This is a genomic window from Cryobacterium sp. Y62 (assembly GCF_002929785.1).
GTDB lineage: Bacteria > Actinomycetota > Actinomycetes > Actinomycetales > Microbacteriaceae > Cryobacterium.
On record NZ_PJJK01000093.1, the window covers coordinates 18,359 to 38,255 of the forward strand.

The window sequence follows — 19,897 nt, forward strand, 5'->3', positions numbered from 1 at the left end:
CACTGCCCGGGCGGACCGGACGCAACGTCGGAGGGTAGATGGGAGAATGGAAGAATGATTCAGTCGATGTCGCTGAGAACACAGTTGTTCTTTCTGCAACTCCTTATTGTTCTCATCGTCGTCCTCGTTGCCGGGTCCGTCGCTATCCGCTTGCAGGAACAGCAGATTCGTGACGCCTATCAAGCCCGCATGGTAGGAGTCGCGCAGTCGGTGGCCGAGCTGCCCGCGATCGTCGATGCCTTTGACGACAGCGACCCAAGCGACACGATTCAACCGATCGCCGAACTGATCTCCGAGGCCGCCAACGTCACCTACGTCGTCGTTACCGACGACACCGGCGTGCGCTATTCGCATCCGAACCCGGCCATGATCGGCCACGTGACCTCGACGGATCCATCGATTGCGCTGTCTGGTGAGACCTATGTCGGCACCCAGACTGGCACGCTCGGAGAGACCTGGCGGGTCAAACTGCCGATCCTTGACGAGTCCGGAGTCATCATCGGCATGGCTTCGGTAGGAATTTTGGAGCAGACGCTGCGCGCCGACCTTTATAAGGTGCTGCCAGAGCTCGTGACCTGGCTCGTCGGGGCTGCCCTGGTAGGAACAGCCGGGGCGACGATGATCTCGCGGATGGTGTGGCGCAGGATTCACCGGCTGGAACCCGAAGAGATCGCCTCCCTGTTGGAGACCCGCGAGGCGATGCTGCACGGTATCGGCGAGGGCCTTGTTGCGGTGGATGCCGCCGGTTCCATCGCTCTGGTCAACGACGAGGCGCGCAGACTCCTCGGCGCGGACGATGACTCGGTGGGGCGTCCGGCGCCGGACGTGGTCGGTGCGGAACTGGCCAGAATGCTGGCCGATAGCGGTGAAAGCGATGAGACCGTGCTCGTCGGTGAACGCGTTCTGCTGGCGCGGTCCAACGATGCCATCGTCGACGGTGGATTGGTCGGCCGGGTATTGATTCTGCGGGACCGGACCGAGCTGCACCAGCTTCTGCAAGACCTGGATGGCGCACGGGATGTGACGCAGGCTTTGCGTGCCCAGGCCCACGAATTCGCCAACAAGATGCACGTTATTTCGGGGTTGATCGAACTGGGGCGCACGGAGCAGGTCGTGGATTTCATCACTCGCGCCGGGCACGGTGGTTCCGTGGTCTCCCGAGCCCTGTCCCCCGGCATCACCGACCCCGACGCGGCGAGCCTGCTCATGGCCAAGAGCACCATCGCAGCGGAGAAAGGCATCAATCTGGTCATCGACGAAGATTCGACTCTCGCACCCGATGGAACGACGGATCCGGTCACGGTACTCGGTAATCTCATTGACAATGCGATGGAAGCGATCGGTGCCGATGGCACCATCCACGTTCGCCTCAGCGAAGACAGCACGGGTGCCACCATCGTCGTCTCCGATGACGGCCCGGGAATCAAAGAGAAGGACCGCGTGCGAATATTTGAGGTCGGCCAGTCCACCCGAGACGTTAGCCGCCCCGGAGCACGCGGTTTCGGGTTGGCCCTCGTGCAGCGCGTAGTCGTGCGCCGCACCGGGTTCGTCACCTCCAAGCCGTCGCAGCACGGCGGAGCAACCTTCACCGTGCTCCTCGCCGCAGTACCTTCCTCGCCCAACCGCATTGGAACCGCCTCATGACGCTCATTCATACGGCTCTCATTCGCACGGCTCTTATCCGCACGGTGGTCATCGACGATGACCGTGAAGTCGCGGGAATTCACACCGGTTTTCTGCTCGCCCACGGTGGGTTCGAGATCGTCGGCGTCGCCTACACCGGTACAGACGGCCTCGATCTAATCACGAGGCTGAAACCAGACCTGGTGCTGTTGGACATCCATCTGCCCGGTATGTCCGGCATCGACGTGCTGCGGGCCGCGCGCAATCTTCCCGGCGACCCGGTCGATATCATTGCCATCACCGCTGCCAGGGAGCTCGACACTGTGCGGGCAGCGATGGCCGGTGGGGTCATGCACTACCTGGTCAAACCGTTCACCTCGACCGTGCTGCTCGAGCGACTCGACCAGTACGTTCAACACCGTCAGGATTTGCGCGAGCACGCCGCTGTGACAGCATCAATGCTCGATCAGGAACGAATAGACCGGATGCTGCAACCCGGCACGGTCGCGCCGCCCACCGCAGCCGCTGGATCGGTCGCATTGTCGCTGTCCAAGGGACTGTCCGAGGTGACGCTCGACGCCGTCGTGACCACGCTCAAGCGAGCCGCCGTCGGTATCTCGGCCAGCGACGTGGCTGGTTATCTGGGACTGGCTCGGGTGAGCGCTCGGCGCTACCTTGAATTTCTGGTCATCACCGAACGAGCCGGTATCACCCAAAAATATGGCCGCGCCGGGCGGCCGGAAAAGCTCTATCACTGGACCGCGGCCGGCTGACCAAACCGCCGGGTGGATGAAGGTGGAATGGGCCGGCTAGTACGCCGGGTTCTGTCCAGGTGTTTGCACACCGTCGACGGCCATCTATCTCGTGACTACGTTGCCGCAGCCCTCTAGCGGTCTACCCGAAAGCTCGGCGAGCCGCCTCAACGCTTTCTGTCTGACCTTGCTCCGGACGAGGTTTACCGAGCCGACCAGGTCACCCTGGCCTCTGGTGGTCTCTTACACCACCGTTTCACCCTTACCACCTGCCGAATCCGAAGATGCGACGCCGGTGGCGGTCTACTTTCTGTGGCACTGTCTCGCGGGTTACCCCGGGTGGGTGTTACCCACCATCCTGCTCTATGGAGCCCGGACGTTCCTCGGCATCCGCTTGACCCGAAGATCTCCCGAATGACGCGACCGTCTTGCCGACCCATTCCGAAACCCAAGCTTACCGGGCGGGCAGGCTGGCGCCGAACCGGCGCTAGATTCCGGACTCTTCGGTGCGTACCAGCACGGCGCCACAGTCGGGGCAGAAGATGACCTCGTCCGTCGGCGCCTGACGGGCATCGGCGAGGTCGCTCCCGGTCAGGGTCATCGTGCATCCACTGCAGGTACGGGCACGTAGCAGAGCCGCGGCGTTGCCGTGGCCGCTGATGCGCAGGCGCTCGTACAGGGCAGCGACGTCATTGGGAATGGCGGCCGCAATCGTTGCGCGATCACGGGTCAACTCACCGAGCTGACGGGTGAGGTCAACCAACGACTCATCCCGAACGGCTTCAGTGGCGGCGACCCGCTCGGCAATGGCGTCGCGTTCCTGCTCCACCACGGCCACGGCCGCCTCGTGCTCCTCCTGGCGCTCAAGCACGGCAATCTCAATCTCCTCGAGATCGAACAGGCGCTTCCTGAGTGAGGCAACCTCGGAGTCGAGAGCCTGAATGTCCTTGACGGATGAGGTGTGTTGGAGCCGGTCGGTATCGCGGGCGATGCGCTTTTCGACGACCTCAACGTCGCTCTCGATGCGTCCCAATTCGGTACGCACGTCGTCGAGCTCGCCGGATCGGCCGAGCAGCTTCATGCGGCTGGCCTCAGCCTCCCTGTTGAGCGCGGCAAGCTCGGCGTGCGCCGCGAGTGACTTTGACTGGTGGCTAAGCTGAAGAACCTTGATGTCGAGGGCCTGAAGCCGCAGAAGTTCCTTCTGCTGGAGTGGTGATGCCTTCACGATGTCCTGACCTAACGCTAAATTTGACTTGTACTGACGAAAGAAAATGAATTTAGTGCACGATGGCGAAATTCCAAGGGTCGGTGTTCAGGTCACTTACCGTAACCGACACTCCCGGCAGGGCCTCCCGCAACTGCATGGCAGCTGGCTCCAGCCACAACCATTCGCTGGCCCAGTGTGCGACGTCGATGAGGGCGGGTCCGCCGACGCAAAGCGCCTGCTCGCGCGCCTCCTGCGCCGGGTGGTGGCGCAGATCGGAGGTGATGTAGACATCCGCTGCCAGCACCTGCGGGTGCCGTAGCAAGGAATCACCGGCGCCGCCACAAAGTGCAATCGTCGTGATCGGGGCTGCATAGTCGCCGGCGGCGCGAACTCCGGAAGCCGTGGCCGGCAGCAGGGCCAGCATGGTGTGTGCCAGGTGTCCGAGCGTGGTCGGTTTCGGCAGGCGACCGACCCGTCCGATGCCAGTGCCCGGCACAACGCCATTCATGATGGGCAGCGCGGCGATCAATCCCAGCCGCATGGCGATCACGTCGGACACGCCGTCAGCGACCACGTCTGCGTTGGTGTGGGCGGCAAGCAAAGCACAGTCGGCACGAATGAGTCGGCTGAGCAATGCCCCTTTGTAGCTGTCCTCGGCGATGCTCGTGACACCGCGCAGCAGCAGCGGATGATGCGTCAACAGCAGATCGGCGCCGGCTGCAATGGCCTCGTCGGCCGTGTCGGCGACGGCATCGACGGCCAAATGGATGCTGCGAATCGGCCGGGCCGGATCGCCGCTGACCAGCCCCGGTGCATCCCACGCTTCGGCACCGTCGAGAGGCCAGAGGGTATGGGCGATGCGGGTAACGTCGGCAAGCGAGAATGACACCCGTTCAGCCTACCGGGCGACCGGTGCCAAGGTTTCGCGAACGGGACACAACCCAATGCGTCGTGTCCGCGAAAAGGCAGGTCAGTAGTCGAACTCGTCGAACTGCACGACAGCCGACTCCTCACGGGTCCACGCCGCTGGGATCATGGCTCCGGTTTGGGCCTTGCGGTGCAGAAAATCCGTCGTTTCCGGTTCGACCAGTTCTGGCGACAGACTATCCGCGGTGACGCTGACCAGCTGACTCGAGGAACCGATCAAAAACTGAGCGCGCAGAAGCATGCCGTCATCGCCCATGACCGGTATATCGACGACGTCGACTTGTCGACGGTTACACAGTGCCTCGGCGTACAGCAGGACCGCATCAGCGAGATCACTGCCGGTGATCACTGACCCACCGGGGTGAAATATACGTTTCATGATTTCCCTCGCAAGCTCACGTTTAGTGCGTGTGCTGCCAGGGTCCGGGGCGGCCAGAAATAGTATATGCCCGCTCAGTTCAAACGGGGGATAAGTCTCAGTTAGTTCGCAACTACTGCTAGAAGCGATGCAATTTTGTTTTTAGTGTTTGCGCGGTGTGGGATCGACGTAAGACCTGGACGGCGGCAATCTGAGCGAGCACTTGTGCGTCCAGAATCTGCGCGGGTGAGAGACCGCCGGAGCCCGTCGAAAACAGCGAGAGGGCGCCGATATCGACCGACCCATGATGAGCGGAAAGACGTGAACGGCCTGCACTTCCGTGTTCTGCGCGGCTTTCATCAACGCTGGGCAGGTCGTTCCCGTCGACGTCGCAAAGTTGTCTACGAGTACGGGCCGCCTGATGGCCAGCGGCCCCCAGGCAGACCCCTCACCCAGGTCGAATTACAGCGCATCGAAGTGGGCCTCCACGGTATTGTTTGCGCTCACGGTCTCGAACCCAAACGGGGAACAGAGCGTGCACACGGCTGCGGTAATGACCTGCAACACTTGCACCTGCCCAACCCAGTACACCGGAATCGTGCGTGTCATTCGACCTCACGATCACAAGCCGTGGGAGAAATCTTTGTGGGCCCTACCGGGCTCGAACCGATGACATCCACGGTGTAAACGTGGCGCTCTACCAACTGAGCTAAAGGCCCCGACGACGACTCAAGGTCACCGGGTCTCATCAGTATAGGTCAGAGGGCGGGTACAAGCTGTCCAAGAGCGGCGCGGTAGGAGTCGATGGACCGCGCTTCGCCGGGTGCTGTGATGAAACTGGCCCGAATGATGCCGCTTGGATCGATCAGGAATGTGGCGCGGTTAGCGAAACCCTTGTCCTCCAGAAAGACGCCGTATTCTTTCGCAACAGCTCCGTGCGGCCAGAAATCGGCCACGAGATCGAAGGTGTATTTTTCCTGCTCGCCGAAGGCCCGCAATGCATGACGGGAGTCAACGGAAATTCCGATGAGCTCGACTCCACCGTCTTCGAACAGGGCCAGGTTGTCACGCAGTTCACACAGTTCGCCGCTGCAGATGCCGGAGAACGCCAGCGGAAAGAACACCAAAGCGACGGACTTTATCCCCCGAAATTGGCTGAGCTGTACAGTTTCACCAAACTGATTGATGAGTTTGAAATCGGGTGCCTGGGTGTCATTTTCGAGAGCGATGAGAGCTTCTTTCCTCGGTGTCGGGCGCATGGATTGGCCGGAGACACACTCTAGCTCTGTAATATGTCCGGTGTCACAGCGGTCGCGTATTTTGGATCAGCCATGCCCGTGCACGGATAAGTTGTGAAATCTGTAGGCTTACGTGGTGCCGCCGGTTGCAATCCAACCTGCTCTGTTACGGCACGTGCCACCGTTGTGTTCAAACTGCTGAGCACCATCGCTGCGTAAACCACAGGCTGCATTAACCACAGAGAGAGGTCGACTGTGACGGTCAACGACCAGGACCCGTATTCGACGAACAACGCCGACTCAGATCCGGAGGAGACTGCTGAGTGGTCGCAATCCCTCGATTCGCTCGTCGCCGAACACGGCCACGAACGCGGGCGCGAGATCATGCTGAGCCTGTTGAAGCGCTCGAAGGAGCTGCACCTCGGCGTGCCGATGGTACCGACGACGGACTACATCAACACCATCGCTACGGAGAACGAACCCGACTTTCCCGGCGACGAAGACATTGAGCGCCGCTACCGCGCCTGGATTCGCTGGAACGCTGCCGTTCTGGTGCACCGGGCCCAGCGCCCCGGCATCGCCGTCGGCGGGCACATCGCGACGTATGCATCATCCGCTGCTCTCTATGAAGTTGGATTCAACCACTTCTTCCGCGGTCAGGACCACCGAGGCGGCGGCGATCAGATCTTCATCCAGGGCCACGCCTCCCCCGGCACTTATGCGCGTGCCTTCCTGGAGGGCCGGCTGACAGAGAACCAGCTTGACGGATTCCGCCAGGAAAAGTCGCACGCCCCCGACGGCATCTCTTCGTACCCGCACCCGCGACTCATGCCGGAATTTTGGCAGTTTCCCACAGTGTCGATGGGTCTCGGCCCGATCAACGCCATCTACCAAGCGCAGTTGAACCGCTACCTGACTAACCGTGGCATCAAGGATGCGAGCGATCAGCAGGTCTGGGCGTTCCTCGGCGATGGCGAAATGGACGAGGTGGAAAGTCGCGGCCAGCTTCAGGTGGCCGCCAACGAGGGCCTCGACAACCTCAACTTCGTAATCAACTGCAACCTGCAGCGCCTCGATGGCCCGGTGCGCGGTAACGGCAAGATCATCCAGGAGCTGGAAAGCTTCTTCCGCGGTGCTGGATGGAACGTCATCAAGGTCGTTTGGGGTCGCGAGTGGGACAACCTGCTCAAGAACGACGTCGATGGCGCCCTGATCAACCTGATGAACGTCACGACCGACGGCGACTACCAGACCTACAAGGCCGAGAGCGGCGCCTACGTGCGTGAGAACTTCTTTGGTCGTGATCCGCGTGCGCTCAAGCTCGTCGAACACCTCAGCGACGATGAGGTCTGGAATCTCAAGCGTGGAGGCCACGATTACCGCAAGGTATATGCCGCGTTCAAGGCAGCATCCGAGCACCAGGGCCAGCCCACAGTCATTCTGGCGAAGACGATCAAGGGCTACGGCCTCGGTCCGAGCTTCGAAGGCCGAAACGCGACCCACCAGATGAAAAAGATGACCCTCGACAACCTCAAGTCCTTCCGAGACAGCATGCACGTGCCGATCACGGATGCTCAGCTCGAGGACAACCCGTACCTGCCGCCGTACTACACTCCCGGCGACAAGGATGAGGCAATCGAGTACATGCACGAGCGTCGCCGTGCGCTCGGCGGCTACCTGCCCGAGCGTCGCACCAAGCACGCCAAGGTCAACCTCCCCGGCGACGAGACCTACAAGGTGGCCCAAAAGGGGTCCGGTACCCAGGAGATCGCTACGACGATGTCATTCGTGCGGCTCCTCAAAGAGCTCGTGCGAGCCAAAGACTTTGGCAACCGCATCGTTCCGATCATCCCTGACGAGGCTCGCACCTTCGGTATTGACGCGTTCTTCCCCACCGCCAAGATCTACAACCCCAACGGCCAGCACTACACGTCCGTTGACCATGCCCAGCTGCTCTCGTATAAGGAGAGCCCACAGGGCCAGATCCTGCACGTTGGCATCAATGAGGCCGGCGCTGCTGCAGCATTCACCAACGTCGGCACCTCGTATGCCACCCAGGGTGAACCGCTCATTCCGGTGTACGTGTTCTACTCCATGTTCGGATTCCAGCGCACCGGAGACGCTCTCTGGGCCGCCGGTGACATGATGGCCCGCGGGTTTATCATTGGCGCGACCGCGGGTCGCACTACGTTGACCGGAGAGGGCCTGCAGCATGCCGACGGCCACTCTCCCCTTCTGGCGTCGACCAACCCGGCCGTGGTCTCCTACGACCCGGCCTACGGCTACGAGATCGGCCACATCGTGCGCGCCGGCCTGGAGCGCATGTACGGTGGCGCCCACGCCGACCCGAACGTCATGTACTACATCACGGTTTATAACGAGCCGGCCGTGCAGCCCGTCGAGCCCGAAGATGTTGATATTGCGGGAATTCTGCGCGGTATCCACCGGGTGAGCGCATCGACGGTCAATGGACCGAAGGCCCAGCTGCTGGCCTCGGGTGTTGCCGTGCCGTGGGCGCTGGAAGCTGCGAAGCTTCTCGCCGACGACTGGGGCGTTTCGGCCGATGTCTGGTCCGTCACGTCGTGGACGGAGCTGCGTCGCGATGGCCTGGCCGCCGAGGAGTACAACTTTCTCAACCCCGACAACGAGCCGCGCATTCCGTACGTCACCTCGAAGCTTGAGGGGGCTGCCGGCCCGTTCGTGGCCGTGTCGGACTTCATGCACGCCGTTCCCGACCAGATTCGGCAGTTCGTGCCGAGCGACTTCGCTACCCTCGGCGCTGACAGCTTCGGCTTCTCGGACACCCGCCCGGCAGCACGTCGATTCTTCAAGATCGACGGCCCGTCGATGGTGGTGCGCACTCTCGAGCTGCTCGCCCGCCGCGGCGAGGTCGACCGGAGCCTGGCCGGCCAGGCCATCGCCAAATATCGCCTGCACGACGTGAGCGCGGGCACCACCGGCTCTGCCGGGGGCGAGAGCTAAAAGCAGTGGCACCGGCGCCCAAGACGAAAGAGCAGACTCTCAACTGGCTGCGCACCATCTCTGGTGAGTTGTCCACGCAGACGCTGAAACGACTCGAAGACACGCTGTCTTGGTACGGCGATATGCCACCAGGGCGGCGGTCCGCCGTCGGCCTGGTGGCCCAGGCCGGAATCACGAGCTTCATTTCGTGGTTCGACGACCCGCGGTCAACCCCGTGGATCGCCGCGGACGTCTTCGGCGCCGCTCCTCGCGAGCTGCTGCGCTCGGTAAGCCTGCAGCAGACGTTGCAGCTCATTCGAGTGACCGTCGAGGTCGTCGAGGAACGCGTCAAGGACGGTGGAGAGTCTCTCCGGGAAGCGATCCTGCTCTACTCTCGCGAGATTGCCTTCGGGGCAGCGGATGTCTACGCGCGCGCCGCCGAGGCGCGCGGCCTCTGGGACGCGCGGCTTGAAGCTCTCGTCGTTGATTCCATCCTCAGCGGTGAGTATGACGACGAGCTGCCTAGTCGTATCGCCGCCCTCGGCTGGCACGGTCATGGGGAGGTCTGTGTGCTCGTCGGTACCACACCGCAGATGCTCGACGTCGACCAGTTGCGCCGCGCCGCGCGCCACATGGCGGCCGACGTGCTCATCGGTGTGCAGGGGAACCGGCTCGTGCTCGTGATCGGGCGCGCACGCCCGGCACCGGTCGACAGCGAGGACGTCGGCACAGCGTCCGCGCTGACCTTCATGGAGATCGCCATGGCCCTCGAGCCCATCTTCGGGCCGGGACATTTGGTGCTCGGGCACGAGGTGCCCAACCTCGTGGACGCGTCGAAGAGTGCAAAAGCAGCGCTGGCTGGTTTTGCCGTCGCTCGTTCGTGGCGCAACGCCCCACGGCCGGTGCAGGCCGATGATCTGCTCCCTGAGCGTGCCCTGGCCGGTGATCCGCTGGCACGCGCCACGCTCATACATCGTATCTATCGGCCCCTGCAAGCGCACTCGACCGAGCTACTCACCACCCTGTGGTGCTACCTCGACAATGGCCGCTCCCTGGAGGCAACCGCGCGTGAACTCTTCGTACATCCCAACACCGTGCGGTACCGCCTGAAACGAGTGTCCGAAGTGATCGGCTACGACGCCACGGGGGCCCGCGAAGCGCTCATTTTGCAGTCTGCGCTGATCATCGGTTCGATCAGCGACCACGATGGTTCCAGCCGCAGCCGCTAAGCACATCCCACGATTACCTGACACGCGGGGGTATAGGGTGTTATCCGGTCGTCACGTCGTCGTGTCGCCCCCTCAACCTGAGAAACGACTTGGTGAGCCTCGTCGTTACACCGGCATCCGTTGCCATGGTTGTCACTCGTCGCGGGTGAGCAGAGTTGACCGTATTCAGACTTGGAGCGTGTCATGCCGCCATCCCAGAAAACCGCGACCGAAGGAGCTGAGAAACCGACAGGAGCCGCCAGCGTCGCGACGCAGGCTCGCGAACTGACCCGTAGCCTCAAACCCCGTCACCTCTCGATGATCGCGATAGCGGGAGTCATCGGAGCCGGTCTGTTCGTGGGTTCCGGAGCGGCGATCCAGCAAGCGGGCCCTGGAATTCTTGTCGCCTACGCCGCCGCGGGCCTAGTAGTAATCCTGGTGATGCGCATGCTCGGCGAGATGGCGGCGGCAAGCCCGGAAACCGGCTCGTTCTCCGCCTACGCCGATCGAGCTCTCGGCCGCTGGGCCGGGTTCAGCATCGGCTGGCTATACGCCTGGTTTTGGATCATCGTCCTCGGGATCGAGGCAACCGCGGGTGCAGCAATCGTGCATCGGTGGGTGCCCGAGGTCGATCAATGGGTATGGGCTCTCCTGCTCATGGTGCTTCTCACTCTCACGAATGTGGCCTCGGTGAAATCGTTTGGGGAGTTCGAATTTTGGTTCGCCTCGATCAAGGTCGCGGCCATTGCTGTCTTCCTGGTGCTTGGCATCGTGGCGATCCTCGGGTTCATGCCCGGTGTGGCTGCGCCTGGTTTCGACAACCTCACTAATCGCGGCGGATTCTTCCCCAACGGTGCCGGAGCGGTACTCGGTGGAGTGCTCGTGGTCGTCTTTTCCTTCTTCGGCGCCGAGATCGCGACGATCGCAGCCGGTGAATCGCAAAACCCCGTGGCCGCTGTTCGGCAAGCCGTCCGGTCGACCGTGTGGCGAATCCTGATCTTCTATATCGGCTCGATCGCTGTTGTCGTCACCCTGCTGCCTTGGGACAGCGCCTCCGTCGCGAAGAGTCCGTATGTGGCGGCCATCGAGCTCTACGGGATTCCCGGTGCGGGCACGATCATGGACGTGATCGTGCTCACCTCCGTGTTGTCGTGTCTCAACTCTGGCCTCTACACCGCCAGCCGGATGTTGTTCTCGCTCTCGACGCGCGGAGATGCTCCCCGCTCCTGGGAAAAGATCTCTGCCCGGGGGGTGCCGCGCAGCGCGGTGCTCGCCTCGACCATCGTTGGGTTTGTGACCGTCGGTCTCAACTACGTGGCCCCCGACACCGTATTCCTGTTCCTGGTGAATACCTCCGGTGCCATCGCCCTGTTCGTCTGGCTCGTGATTGCGGCCTCGCAGTTGATCCTGCGCCGTCGCATGGGACCAGATGCCGCCAAGGCGCTCTCGCTCAAGATGTGGTTATTCCCCTATCTCACGTGGTTCGCAATCCTCAGCATCCTCGCCCTACTCGTGGGCATGTTGATCATCCCGGCAACGCGGGAATCTCTCGGGCTGTCCCTCATGCTGGCCGGGATGCTCGTGGGCATTGCCTTGTGGCGTTACCGGGGCGAGCGTGGAATGAGCGTCGTAGCCGACACCCGACCGGAGGTCGACGCGGCGTCTTCTGAATCGAGCCAGGGCCGGGAATGATCGCAGCATCGATCACGAGCTGAGGAATCGGAATCACTCCCCGTGGAATCTGCCTGCAAGAATCTAATTGCAGGAATCTACAAAGGTTCCCAGAATACTCAGTACCGTCTGTACATACATTTGCGTCATCAGATTGGAATACTAGCTAAGTGATCGTTGTCGTCTGCCCGGGTCAGGGCTCCCAAACTGCCGGATTTCTCGAACCCTGGTTGGCGCTGCCTGCCTTCAGTGAAGGCCTCCGGCAGATCTCCGACGACCTCGACCTGGACCTCCTCACCCACGGCACGGTCAGCGACGCCGACACCATCCGCGACACGGCGATTGCCCAGCCCCTCATCGTGGCCGCGGGTATCCTCACGCTTGAAGCGCTACTCGCGGATGGCCGCCAAGACCGTATCGCCGGGATCGCCGGGCACTCGGTCGGAGAACTCACGGCCGCCGCGGGTGCCGGCATCCTGAAAACCGCCGATGCGGTGCGATTTGTTCGCGAACGTGGCATGGCGATGCAGGCAGCCTCCGCCCTCGTTCCCACCGGGATGAGCGCCGTGATCGGTGCAGACGAAACCGAATTGCTCACCCGAACAGCCGAGCTCGGCCTCGAACCCGCCAACTTTAACGGCAGCGGTCAGATCGTCGTCGCCGGGGCGCTCGACGCTCTTGCCGAACTTGCCGCGGCTCCCCCGCACCGGGCCCGAGTCATTCCGCTTCAGGTCGCCGGCGCATTCCATACGCGCTATATGCAGCCAGCCGTAGCACGGATGACCGTGGTCGCCGAGTCGCTCACGCCCACCGACCCCACCCTCCCCATCTGGACCAATCGTGACGGGGGCCAGGTAACCGAAGGCAACCACTTTATGGACCTGCTCGTGGGTCAGGTGTCTTCGCCGGTACGGTGGGACAAGTGCATGGGGGCTTTCGCTGCGGCGGGAGTCACCGGAATCATCGAGGTTGCACCCGCCGGCGCCCTCGTCGGTCTCGCGAAACGAGGCCTGAAGGGCGTCCCGAGCGTCGCCATCAAGACCCCGGACGACCTGCCCGCCGCCTGGGCCATGATCGACCAGCAGTAGTGAATGTGATGAAAGAGACAATGACCAAGCCAACACTTAAGCAGTCCCACGGACCGCAGTACACCCGGATCCTGTCGGTCGGTGCCGCCCGTGGTGACCTCGTTGTACCCAACGACGAACTTGTCGAGGCAATTGATTCCTCTGACGAGTGGATTCAGCAGCGCACCGGTATTATCACCCGCACCCGGGCCAGTCGGGACATCAATGCCATCGACTTGGCAACGGATGCCGCCCGCGAAGCCATCGAGCGCAGCGGCATCGACCCAGCGCTCATCGATGCCGTGATCGTCGCGACCATCAGCAACATCCGGCAGACGCCGTCGGTCGCCGCCATTGTTGCCGATCGTGTGGGTACCAATCCGGCCGCAGCCTATGACATTAACGCGGCGTGCGCGGGCTACGCGTACGCCGTGGCCCAGGCCGACGCGCTGATTCGCACCGGTGCCGCACACTACGCGCTCGTCATCGGCGCGGAGAAACTTTCCGACCTCGTCGACCCCACCGATCGAAGCATCTCCTTTCTGCTCGGCGACGGTGCGGGCGCGGTCGTGATCGGCCCGAGCGACTACCCCGGCATCTCCACCACGGTGTGGGGCTCCGACGGGTCCAAAGCCGAGACGATCCAAATGGACCACACGCTGCAGGAATACCGCCGCGGTGAAGTCGCCTGGCCCACCCTGCGCCAGGAAGGTCCCGCGGTTTTCCGTTGGGCCGTCTGGGACATGGCGAAGGTGGCCAAGAAGGCCCTCGAAGTCGCTGGCATCGAAAGCGCCGACCTCGCTGCATTCATTCCCCACCAGGCCAACATGCGAATCATCGACGAGTTCGCCAAGCAGCTCAAACTGTCGGAGTCCGTCGTCATCGCCCGCGATGTCGCCACGACCGGCAACACGTCCTCCGCATCCATTCCCCTGGCCACCCACCGCCTGCTTGAGGAACACCCAGAGCTCAGCGGCGGCCTCGCACTGCAGATCGGCTTTGGTGCCGGACTCGTGTTCGGCGCGCAAGTCATTGTGCTGCCCTAACCAACCCACCCCCTAAACTAGATCTCGGTCAACTGAGACACCCCTCAAGGAGAAAAAACATGGCACTGTCCACCGAAGAAGTTCTGACCGGCCTGGCCGATCTCATCAACGATGAGACCGGCATTGCAACCGACACTGTTGAGCTCGGCAAGTCGTTCACCGATGATCTGGACATCGACTCCATCTCGATGATGACCATTGTCGTCAACGCAGAAGAGAAGTTCGACGTGAAGATCCCCGACGAAGAGGTCAAAAACCTCAAGACCGTCGGCGACGCCGTCGAGTTCATCGTAAAGGCACAGGACTAAGCCCGATCCTGAACCAGGTCGGCCGGAAAACGGCCGACCTGTTCATTGGGCTGGTGACAGATCGCGCCAGCCCACTCGTTTGTCGTTCCCTGGAGAGTGGACTTATGACCAAGAAAATCGTTATCACCGGTATCGGTGCCACCACGCCGCTGGGCGGCACGGCAGTCGACACCTGGACGGCCCTGCTGGCCGGCGAATCGGGAACCACCACCCTTGAACAGGCTTGGGTCGCCGAAACGGCGATCCCCGTAACTTTTGCCGCACAAGCCCGCGTGAAGACCGCAGACGTGTTGCAGCGCTTTGAAGTCAAACGCCTAGACCCGTCCAGCCAGTTCGCGCTCATCGCCGGGCGTGAGGCTTGGGCGGATGCCGGCGCCCCCGAGGTCGAACCTGAGCGCCTCGCCGTAGACTGGGCCACCGGAATCGGTGGAGTCTGGACCTTGCTCGACGCCTGGGATACCCTGCGCGAACGCGGCCCGCGCCGCGTACTGCCGATGACAGTGCCGATGCTCATGCCGAATGGCCCCGGATCGACTATCGGCATGGACCTGCACGCCCGCGCCGGCATCACCACCGTGGTCTCCGCCTGCGCTTCGAGCACGGAGGCCCTGGTCAACGCCTACAACCGTTTGCAGGCCGGGCTTGCCGACATCGTCATCGCCGGTGGCTCCGAGGCCGCGATCCACCCGCTGCCCATCGCCTCCTTCGCCGCCATGCACGCGCTCTCCACGCGTAATGAGGACCCGGCAACAGCGAGCCGGCCTTATGACGTCACCCGCGACGGTTTCGTACTCGGCGAAGGGGCTGCCGCACTCGTCATTGAAACCGAAGAGCACGCCAAGGCGCGTGGCGCCCACATTTATGCCGAGCTCGTCGGCGGAGTCGTCAACAGCGACGCCTACCACGTGACCGCGCCGGACCCAGAGGGCGCAGCAGCCGCCCGTGCCATGGTATCGACCGTTCAAAACACCGGCGCCACGCTTGCTGATGTATCCCATATCAACGTCCACGCCACCAGTACTCCGGTCGGTGACATTGCCGAATATAACGCCCTCAAGCGGGTCTTCGGAGATCTTCTCGACGGTATCCCGGTGTCGGCCACCAAGGCGTCGACCGGTCACCTACTCGGTGGTGCGGGCGCCCTTGAGGCGTTCTTCACGGTCAAGGCACTCGCCGAGCGCACCGCGCCGCCGACGATCAACCTCACGACGCAAGACCCGGAAATTCCGCTCGATGTCGTGACGACGCCGCGCGCGCTGCCCGCCGGAGACTTGCTCGCCCTGAGCAACTCCTTCGGCTTCGGCGGTCACAACGCCGTCGTCGCGTTCCGTTCGGTCTAGTTTCGACGAATAGAGAATGACCCCGTCCGGTTCGGACGGGGTCATTTTTATAGTGCGATTCAGGAGACTTCGTGGTCGTACGGCCAGGTGAAGTCACCGGTTAACGCGCCGCGCCAGCACCGGCGAACCGTACATTGCGCGTCAACCCACCTGGTGCAGCCAGACCACCGCGTTGAGATCACTCGCCTGCCGGAATGGCTCCAGTTCGTCATCCCAGGATTGCCCGAGGGCGAGCCGTAATTCTCGGTGCAGGTCGATCGCGTTGGCGCCGGCACTGTCCATGGCGGCGCGGATGCGGTCCTCCGGCACAACGACGTTGCCCACGCTATCCGTCTGGGCATGAAAAATGCCCAAACCCGGTGTGTGCAACCATCGACCGCCATCGGTTCCCCGCCCGGCATCTTCGGTCACCTCGAACCGCAGATGATCCCAGCCTCTCAAGGCAGACGCGAGAACCGCGCCAGAACCAGGGGGACCCTCCCAGTAATATTCAGCACGCTGGGATCCGGGGAGCGCTGGTTGTTCAGACCACTCGAAGTTGACCGGCACACCGAGCGCCCGACCAGCAGCCCATTCGAGATGCGGGCGCAGGGCTCGCGGAGATGAGTGCACAAAAAGCACCCCCCGCGCTATCGGCGCCCGACGGTTGCGTACTACGTCCATCGCGTTCTCCGTTCTGTAGGTGCGTCTTCCCCAACGACCTCGGAACGACCGGGCTCCCAACCTGAGGTTGTGAGCACGATGGTGAATGTGAACTTGTTCGGCACCCGCGCTTACTCCAAAGGAGAGCGCGTGCTGCCAATAGCGCCATTATGCCCCAGTGGGCTGTGAATTGACAAGCAGCTGACCTGCAGGATCTGACCGGTGGAGCGTTGGCGCTGTGACCTGAACCTGCTTCTACCTCATCCTCTGATCTCGTCGATTCTGACTCCGGTTCCCGTTCGACTCGTCGACTCGCCCTCATTACCGACGCCGCGTTCGTGGTCGCCTTCACCGCTCTCGCCATCGTTCCAGCCAACACCGCGCCCGTTATGCTCGGTGCCAGCAGCACCGGCGTTCCGGCCGGAACATCGCTCAAGGTACACATCGGCAACATCAACGTCACTACCTTCGGCACCGGCTCAACAGTTTCGACATTCGCGGTCTGGTGAAGATCAACGCGGCCAACGTCACGATCAAGAACTCCATCATTCGCGGTCGTACCAACAAGCCCGGCGTGCTCATTCACAACATGGGTGGCTTCAGTAATCTGGTCCCGACCGACACCGAAATCTTTCCCACCGTCATGTCGAATAATAAGCACGGGATCTACGGTTATAACTTCACCGCGATACCGACAACTTCAACTGCGGCATCGTCGCGGCGACGGCGACCACCATCAATCACGCGCGCAACTTGTTCACCGACGGCACCGCCGTCACCATCCACAAGGGCTAAAGCTTAGAACCAGATTCTACCAAGAGTTCCCTTACAGGAATCAGGCGGGCCCCACGTGCACACAGCACGCGAGGCCAGTTTTTTGCGTCTAACCTCGATGACTGGCCATCGGACATCGCCACTATCGGTCCGATGTCGTCTCGCTACTTGGCCTGAGCGTAGTTGTCCACGGTTGCAATCGTGAGCATAAAATCGACTGGAAAGTCGCCGAAAAGCAGCCGACCGGAGGTCTCGGCGGCCGTGATAATGATCTGCGCCACGACATCGGCCAGGGCTTCCGGCGTGTGCACGATGACTTCGTCGTGCAGAAAGAAGACCAGGTGCGGGGAGCGATCAAAGGGCACGCGCGCTTTCCCTGGTTCAGCGAGACCGGCGACCGGACCAGCCGGGCCGGGGAGAGCATCCGTTTGCCTGGCTGCGGGGAGAGGACCGACGCCTGGTAAAGCGGAGAGTTCTCGGCGAATCTCGGCCATCCAGCAGAGTGCCCATTCCGCGGCGCTGCCCTGAACGATGAAGTTTCGGGTGAACCGGCCCCAATCCCTCGACTGGCTGCGGGCCCGGCGTTCATCGGTCGCTGTGGCCGCCGGATCGTAGGCTTGCGCCTGCACTTCGTGCCAACCAGCGCCCGGCACCGGTGATGACCGCCCCAGCCGGGTAGTGACGACTTCGCCGCGCTCTCCGGCCCTGGCCGCCGACTCCGTCAGGGCGATCGCGCGAGGGTAGGCACGCGCCAGGCGCGGCATCAGCCGACCGCTCTCCCCCGTAGTGGCGCCATACATTGCCCCGAGCATGGCGACCTTGGCGTGATCGCGAGTTTCGACGACGCCGCTCGCGACGATTCCCGCATAGAGGTCGGTACCACGTCCGGCCGTAGCCATTCGCTCGTCCTGGGACAACGCAGCGAGGATACGCGGCTCCAACTGGGCGGCATCGGCGATGACGAGTTTCCAGCCGTCATCGGCGACCACCGCACCACGAATCTGCCTGGGCAGCTGCAATGCTCCCCCGCCGCGCGTCGCCCAGCGGCCGGTCACCACGCCTCCAGGAACGTAGTCGGGGTGGAATCGACCGTTGACGACCCAGGACTCCATCCAGGTCCAGCCGTTAGCGCTGAGTAACCGGGACAGCTTCTTGTACTGCAGCAGGGGCTCAATCACCGGATGCTCGAGCTTCTTCAACTCCCAGCCCCTGGTCGAAGTCACGGCGAGTCCGGCACGTTGCAGGGCCCTAAACAGTTCCTGCGGCGAGTCGGGGTTGAGGGCGACATCATCCAGTTCCAGTCGGATCCGCTGGGCGAGCAGCTCAAGACGGTACGGTCGCACACCCGGCGCAACGCGTGGTCCCAGCTCCTGCGTCAGCAGATGGTCGTGCACGTCGGTGCGCCACGGAAGCCCGGCAAAGCGCATTTCGGCGGCTACGAGAGCGCCCGCCGATTCTGCAGCCAGCAGCAGGCGCAACCGACCCGGTTCCGCAGCGGATGCCACGGCGTCGAGTTGATGACGAAACTCGCGCCCGGACGTCGATTCGGGGGTGCGAGATTCGGAGCCAGGTTTGCTGCTGTCATTGGTGTGGTCGGCGAGATCGTCACCGTCACCGTTACCGCCATCGTCATCGTCGACATCAAAATCGAACAGGGTCGTCCGGAGTCCAACCTCGTCGGCGGTCACCGCGCTCGCTGCGTCCCAGGGATCCGGCACGGCCAGGGCCAGTTCGCTCGACTGAGTCAGGGCTGAGTTCCGGAGGATCACGTGGCACAGGCGTAGGTCGTGGCAGCGTTCCACCCGGATTCCAGCGCTGAGCAGCAGCGGATAGGTGTGGCCGGTGTCGTCCCAGACCCAGCGCGGACGGGTTTCAAACGCCGACGCTTCCCTGGCGGCCACGAACGTTCTAAATTCGTCCAAACTCAGCCGACGCGGCGACTCCAGCCGAGCTCTGGTCTCATCGATGGGTTCGACGATGAGATCGCCACCACTACCCTGTCGCACCAGTACATACACCCGTCTATTCTGCCCGATTCTGCGTGGCTGGTCTCTTCGCAGTGCCGGGCAGAACGGCACCGCACCCATCGGCTTCTCGGTGCCGATGGGTGCGGTGTCTGTACCTGCTGACTAGCCGGCGATCTTGTCACCGTTGGGCGCCACCACCCACCAGACGTCGCCGACAGCCTGCCCGGTAGTGTCACCGGCCGCCGCATCGCCAGCCCAGTAGTAGAGCGGGAGACCGTTCAGGGTGACCTGCTTGGTGCCATCCGTCCGCGTGATCACGCCGACGGTGCCGGTGACTCCGTCAACCGTCGGGGTGTCCGATTCCGCGACGACGGGCGGCCACTTGACAAGACAGTCACCCTCGCAGGTGCTCTCACCGGAGTCGGCGATATCTTTGTCGAACACGTACAGGGTCATACCGGCGCTGTCGACGACGATAGTGCCGAGGTCACTGTCGGCCGTTGCGAGCGTCGTGTCGGCGGCCGGTTCGGCTACTTCGCTTGACGAACTCGACTCGTTTGCCGCCGGCGTCGTCGTTCCTTGCGAGCATCCGCTCAGCGCGAGGACGCTGAGCGCTATCGCCCCGACGACGGGCCCGACCTTGAGCCAAATCTTGCTGTTCATGATTGCTTCCTTCTCTCGGTGCACTGCTGACGAAATGGTGCGTGATCACGTGGTGCGTAACGAGGGGCTACTTGAATTAGCACGAGATGCCATCCCAATTGGTTCAGCCCGGCAGAGCATATCCGCTGAATCGAGATCACGCTGC

The 19,897-nt window shown here is 62.7% G+C and carries 19 protein-coding genes, 1 tRNA gene and 1 other RNA gene; 11 read left to right on the plus strand and 10 right to left on the minus strand.

All coding sequences use genetic code 11. The features are described 5' to 3' along the window. Window positions 1-66: 66 nt before the first annotated feature. Complete coding sequence (locus tag CXY71_RS05865) at window positions 67-1,644, plus strand: sensor histidine kinase (protein WP_233204471.1); 1,578 nt, start codon at window positions 67-69, stop codon at window positions 1,642-1,644. Continuing rightward, entirely contained in the window at window positions 1,641-2,396 is a 756-nt protein-coding gene (locus tag CXY71_RS05870) for a response regulator (RefSeq protein WP_104134730.1), read from the plus strand. The genes CXY71_RS05865 and CXY71_RS05870 overlap by 4 nt, the downstream gene beginning before the upstream one ends. A 24-nt stretch (window positions 2,397-2,420) precedes the next feature. Here the strand turns inward: CXY71_RS05870 and rnpB are convergent. The 7 genes from rnpB to CXY71_RS05900 all read right to left on the minus strand — a co-directional run bounded on the left by rnpB (window position 2,421) and on the right by CXY71_RS05900 (window position 6,126). Further along, window positions 2,421-2,814: RNase P RNA component class A (gene rnpB / locus CXY71_RS05875), an RNA gene on the minus strand. A gap of 48 nt (window positions 2,815-2,862) precedes the next feature. Then, a complete protein-coding gene (locus CXY71_RS05880; RefSeq protein WP_104134731.1) occupies window positions 2,863-3,600 on the minus strand; it encodes a zinc ribbon domain-containing protein in 738 nt (245 codons plus the stop codon). Between the two features lie 52 nt (window positions 3,601-3,652). Continuing rightward, window positions 3,653-4,471 (minus strand): Nif3-like dinuclear metal center hexameric protein, encoded by an 819-nt coding sequence (locus tag CXY71_RS05885; protein ID WP_104134732.1) that lies wholly within the window; start codon window positions 4,469-4,471, stop codon window positions 3,653-3,655. A gap of 81 nt (window positions 4,472-4,552) precedes the next feature. Next, window positions 4,553-4,888 carry a hypothetical protein gene (locus CXY71_RS05890; RefSeq protein WP_146071772.1) on the minus strand — a complete coding sequence of 112 codons (336 nt, stop codon included), beginning with the start codon at window positions 4,886-4,888 and terminating at the stop codon, window positions 4,553-4,555. A gap of 441 nt (window positions 4,889-5,329) precedes the next feature. Continuing rightward, window positions 5,330-5,476 carry a hypothetical protein gene (locus CXY71_RS21000; protein ID WP_158252992.1) on the minus strand — a complete coding sequence of 49 codons (147 nt, stop codon included), beginning with the start codon at window positions 5,474-5,476 and terminating at the stop codon, window positions 5,330-5,332. Window positions 5,477-5,513: 37 nt separating this feature from the next. Beyond that, window positions 5,514-5,586: transfer RNA gene (locus CXY71_RS05895), tRNA-Val, on the minus strand. A gap of 39 nt (window positions 5,587-5,625) precedes the next feature. After that, window positions 5,626-6,126 (minus strand): peroxiredoxin, encoded by a 501-nt coding sequence (locus CXY71_RS05900; RefSeq protein ID WP_199184224.1) that lies wholly within the window; start codon window positions 6,124-6,126, stop codon window positions 5,626-5,628. Window positions 6,127-6,360: 234 nt separating this feature from the next. Here CXY71_RS05900 and aceE point away from each other — a divergent pair, with 234 nt between their 5' ends. From aceE to CXY71_RS05935, 7 genes are all read left to right on the plus strand, one after another. Next, on the plus strand, window positions 6,361-9,087 hold the full coding sequence (aceE, locus tag CXY71_RS05905; protein ID WP_104134734.1) for a pyruvate dehydrogenase (acetyl-transferring), homodimeric type: 2,727 nt from the start codon (window positions 6,361-6,363) through the stop codon (window positions 9,085-9,087). Window positions 9,088-9,092: 5 nt separating this feature from the next. After that, window positions 9,093-10,295: a CdaR family transcriptional regulator gene (locus CXY71_RS05910; RefSeq protein ID WP_104134735.1), complete on the plus strand. Its 1,203-nt coding sequence runs from the start codon at window positions 9,093-9,095 to the stop codon at window positions 10,293-10,295. Between the two features lie 183 nt (window positions 10,296-10,478). Then, entirely contained in the window at window positions 10,479-11,966 is a 1,488-nt protein-coding gene (locus CXY71_RS05915) for an amino acid permease (RefSeq protein ID WP_104134736.1), read from the plus strand. Between the two features lie 149 nt (window positions 11,967-12,115). Further along, window positions 12,116-13,033: an ACP S-malonyltransferase gene (locus CXY71_RS05920; RefSeq protein WP_104134737.1), complete on the plus strand. Its 918-nt coding sequence runs from the start codon at window positions 12,116-12,118 to the stop codon at window positions 13,031-13,033. Window positions 13,034-13,053: 20 nt separating this feature from the next. Beyond that, window positions 13,054-14,058 (plus strand): beta-ketoacyl-ACP synthase III, encoded by a 1,005-nt coding sequence (locus CXY71_RS05925; protein ID WP_104134738.1) that lies wholly within the window; start codon window positions 13,054-13,056, stop codon window positions 14,056-14,058. A gap of 59 nt (window positions 14,059-14,117) precedes the next feature. After that, a complete protein-coding gene (locus CXY71_RS05930; protein ID WP_104134739.1) occupies window positions 14,118-14,366 on the plus strand; it encodes an acyl carrier protein in 249 nt (82 codons plus the stop codon). A 104-nt stretch (window positions 14,367-14,470) separates the two neighbouring features. Further along, window positions 14,471-15,706 carry a beta-ketoacyl synthase gene (locus CXY71_RS05935; RefSeq protein WP_104134740.1) on the plus strand — a complete coding sequence of 412 codons (1,236 nt, stop codon included), beginning with the start codon at window positions 14,471-14,473 and terminating at the stop codon, window positions 15,704-15,706. Window positions 15,707-15,847: 141 nt separating this feature from the next. On the opposite strand, the gene CXY71_RS05940 is transcribed toward CXY71_RS05935, so the two are convergent. Beyond that, on the minus strand, window positions 15,848-16,369 hold the full coding sequence (locus tag CXY71_RS05940) for a DUF3145 domain-containing protein (protein ID WP_104134741.1): 522 nt from the start codon (window positions 16,367-16,369) through the stop codon (window positions 15,848-15,850). A gap of 317 nt (window positions 16,370-16,686) precedes the next feature. On the opposite strand from CXY71_RS05940, the gene CXY71_RS21005 reads away from it, so the two are divergent. Both CXY71_RS21005 and CXY71_RS20615 read left to right on the plus strand, forming a co-directional pair. Beyond that, window positions 16,687-16,857: a hypothetical protein gene (locus CXY71_RS21005; RefSeq protein WP_158252993.1), complete on the plus strand. Its 171-nt coding sequence runs from the start codon at window positions 16,687-16,689 to the stop codon at window positions 16,855-16,857. Next, window positions 16,854-17,150, plus strand: a complete 297-nt coding sequence (locus tag CXY71_RS20615; RefSeq protein WP_146072753.1) for a hypothetical protein — start codon at window positions 16,854-16,856, stop codon at window positions 17,148-17,150. The genes CXY71_RS21005 and CXY71_RS20615 overlap by 4 nt, the downstream gene beginning before the upstream one ends. Before the next feature lie 136 nt (window positions 17,151-17,286). On the opposite strand, the gene CXY71_RS05945 is transcribed toward CXY71_RS20615, so the two are convergent. Together CXY71_RS05945 and CXY71_RS05950 are read right to left on the minus strand one after the other, a co-directional pair. Next, the gene (locus CXY71_RS05945; RefSeq protein ID WP_233204473.1) at window positions 17,287-19,140 is read right to left on the minus strand and encodes a bifunctional 3'-5' exonuclease/DNA polymerase; all 1,854 of its coding nucleotides are present in this window, start codon (window positions 19,138-19,140) and stop codon (window positions 17,287-17,289) included. Between the two features lie 111 nt (window positions 19,141-19,251). After that, on the minus strand, window positions 19,252-19,752 hold the full coding sequence (locus CXY71_RS05950) for a hypothetical protein (protein ID WP_104134743.1): 501 nt from the start codon (window positions 19,750-19,752) through the stop codon (window positions 19,252-19,254). Window positions 19,753-19,897: the final 145 nt, after the last annotated feature.

What these genes read in the sequence shown, in the direction of transcription:
- CXY71_RS05915 (WP_104134736.1), top strand. Translation starts at nt 10,479, where the DNA reads ATGCCGCCATCCCAGAAAACCGCGACCGAAGGAGCTGAGAAACCGACA.
- CXY71_RS05890 (WP_146071772.1), bottom strand. Translation starts at nt 4,888, where the DNA reads ATGAAACGTATATTTCACCCCGGTGGGTCAGTGATCACCGGCAGTGAT.
- CXY71_RS05940 (WP_104134741.1), bottom strand. Translation starts at nt 16,369, where the DNA reads ATGGACGTAGTACGCAACCGTCGGGCGCCGATAGCGCGGGGGGTGCTT.
- CXY71_RS05950 (WP_104134743.1), bottom strand. Translation starts at nt 19,752, where the DNA reads ATGAACAGCAAGATTTGGCTCAAGGTCGGGCCCGTCGTCGGGGCGATA.
- CXY71_RS05925 (WP_104134738.1), top strand. Translation starts at nt 13,054, where the DNA reads ATGACCAAGCCAACACTTAAGCAGTCCCACGGACCGCAGTACACCCGG.
- CXY71_RS21000 (WP_158252992.1), bottom strand. Translation starts at nt 5,476, where the DNA reads ATGACACGCACGATTCCGGTGTACTGGGTTGGGCAGGTGCAAGTGTTG.
- CXY71_RS05930 (WP_104134739.1), top strand. Translation starts at nt 14,118, where the DNA reads ATGGCACTGTCCACCGAAGAAGTTCTGACCGGCCTGGCCGATCTCATC.
- CXY71_RS05870 (WP_104134730.1), top strand. Translation starts at nt 1,641, where the DNA reads ATGACGCTCATTCATACGGCTCTCATTCGCACGGCTCTTATCCGCACG.
- CXY71_RS05900 (WP_199184224.1), bottom strand. Translation starts at nt 6,126, where the DNA reads ATGCGCCCGACACCGAGGAAAGAAGCTCTCATCGCTCTCGAAAATGAC.
- CXY71_RS05865 (WP_233204471.1), top strand. Translation starts at nt 67, where the DNA reads ATGTCGCTGAGAACACAGTTGTTCTTTCTGCAACTCCTTATTGTTCTC.
- CXY71_RS05935 (WP_104134740.1), top strand. Translation starts at nt 14,471, where the DNA reads ATGACCAAGAAAATCGTTATCACCGGTATCGGTGCCACCACGCCGCTG.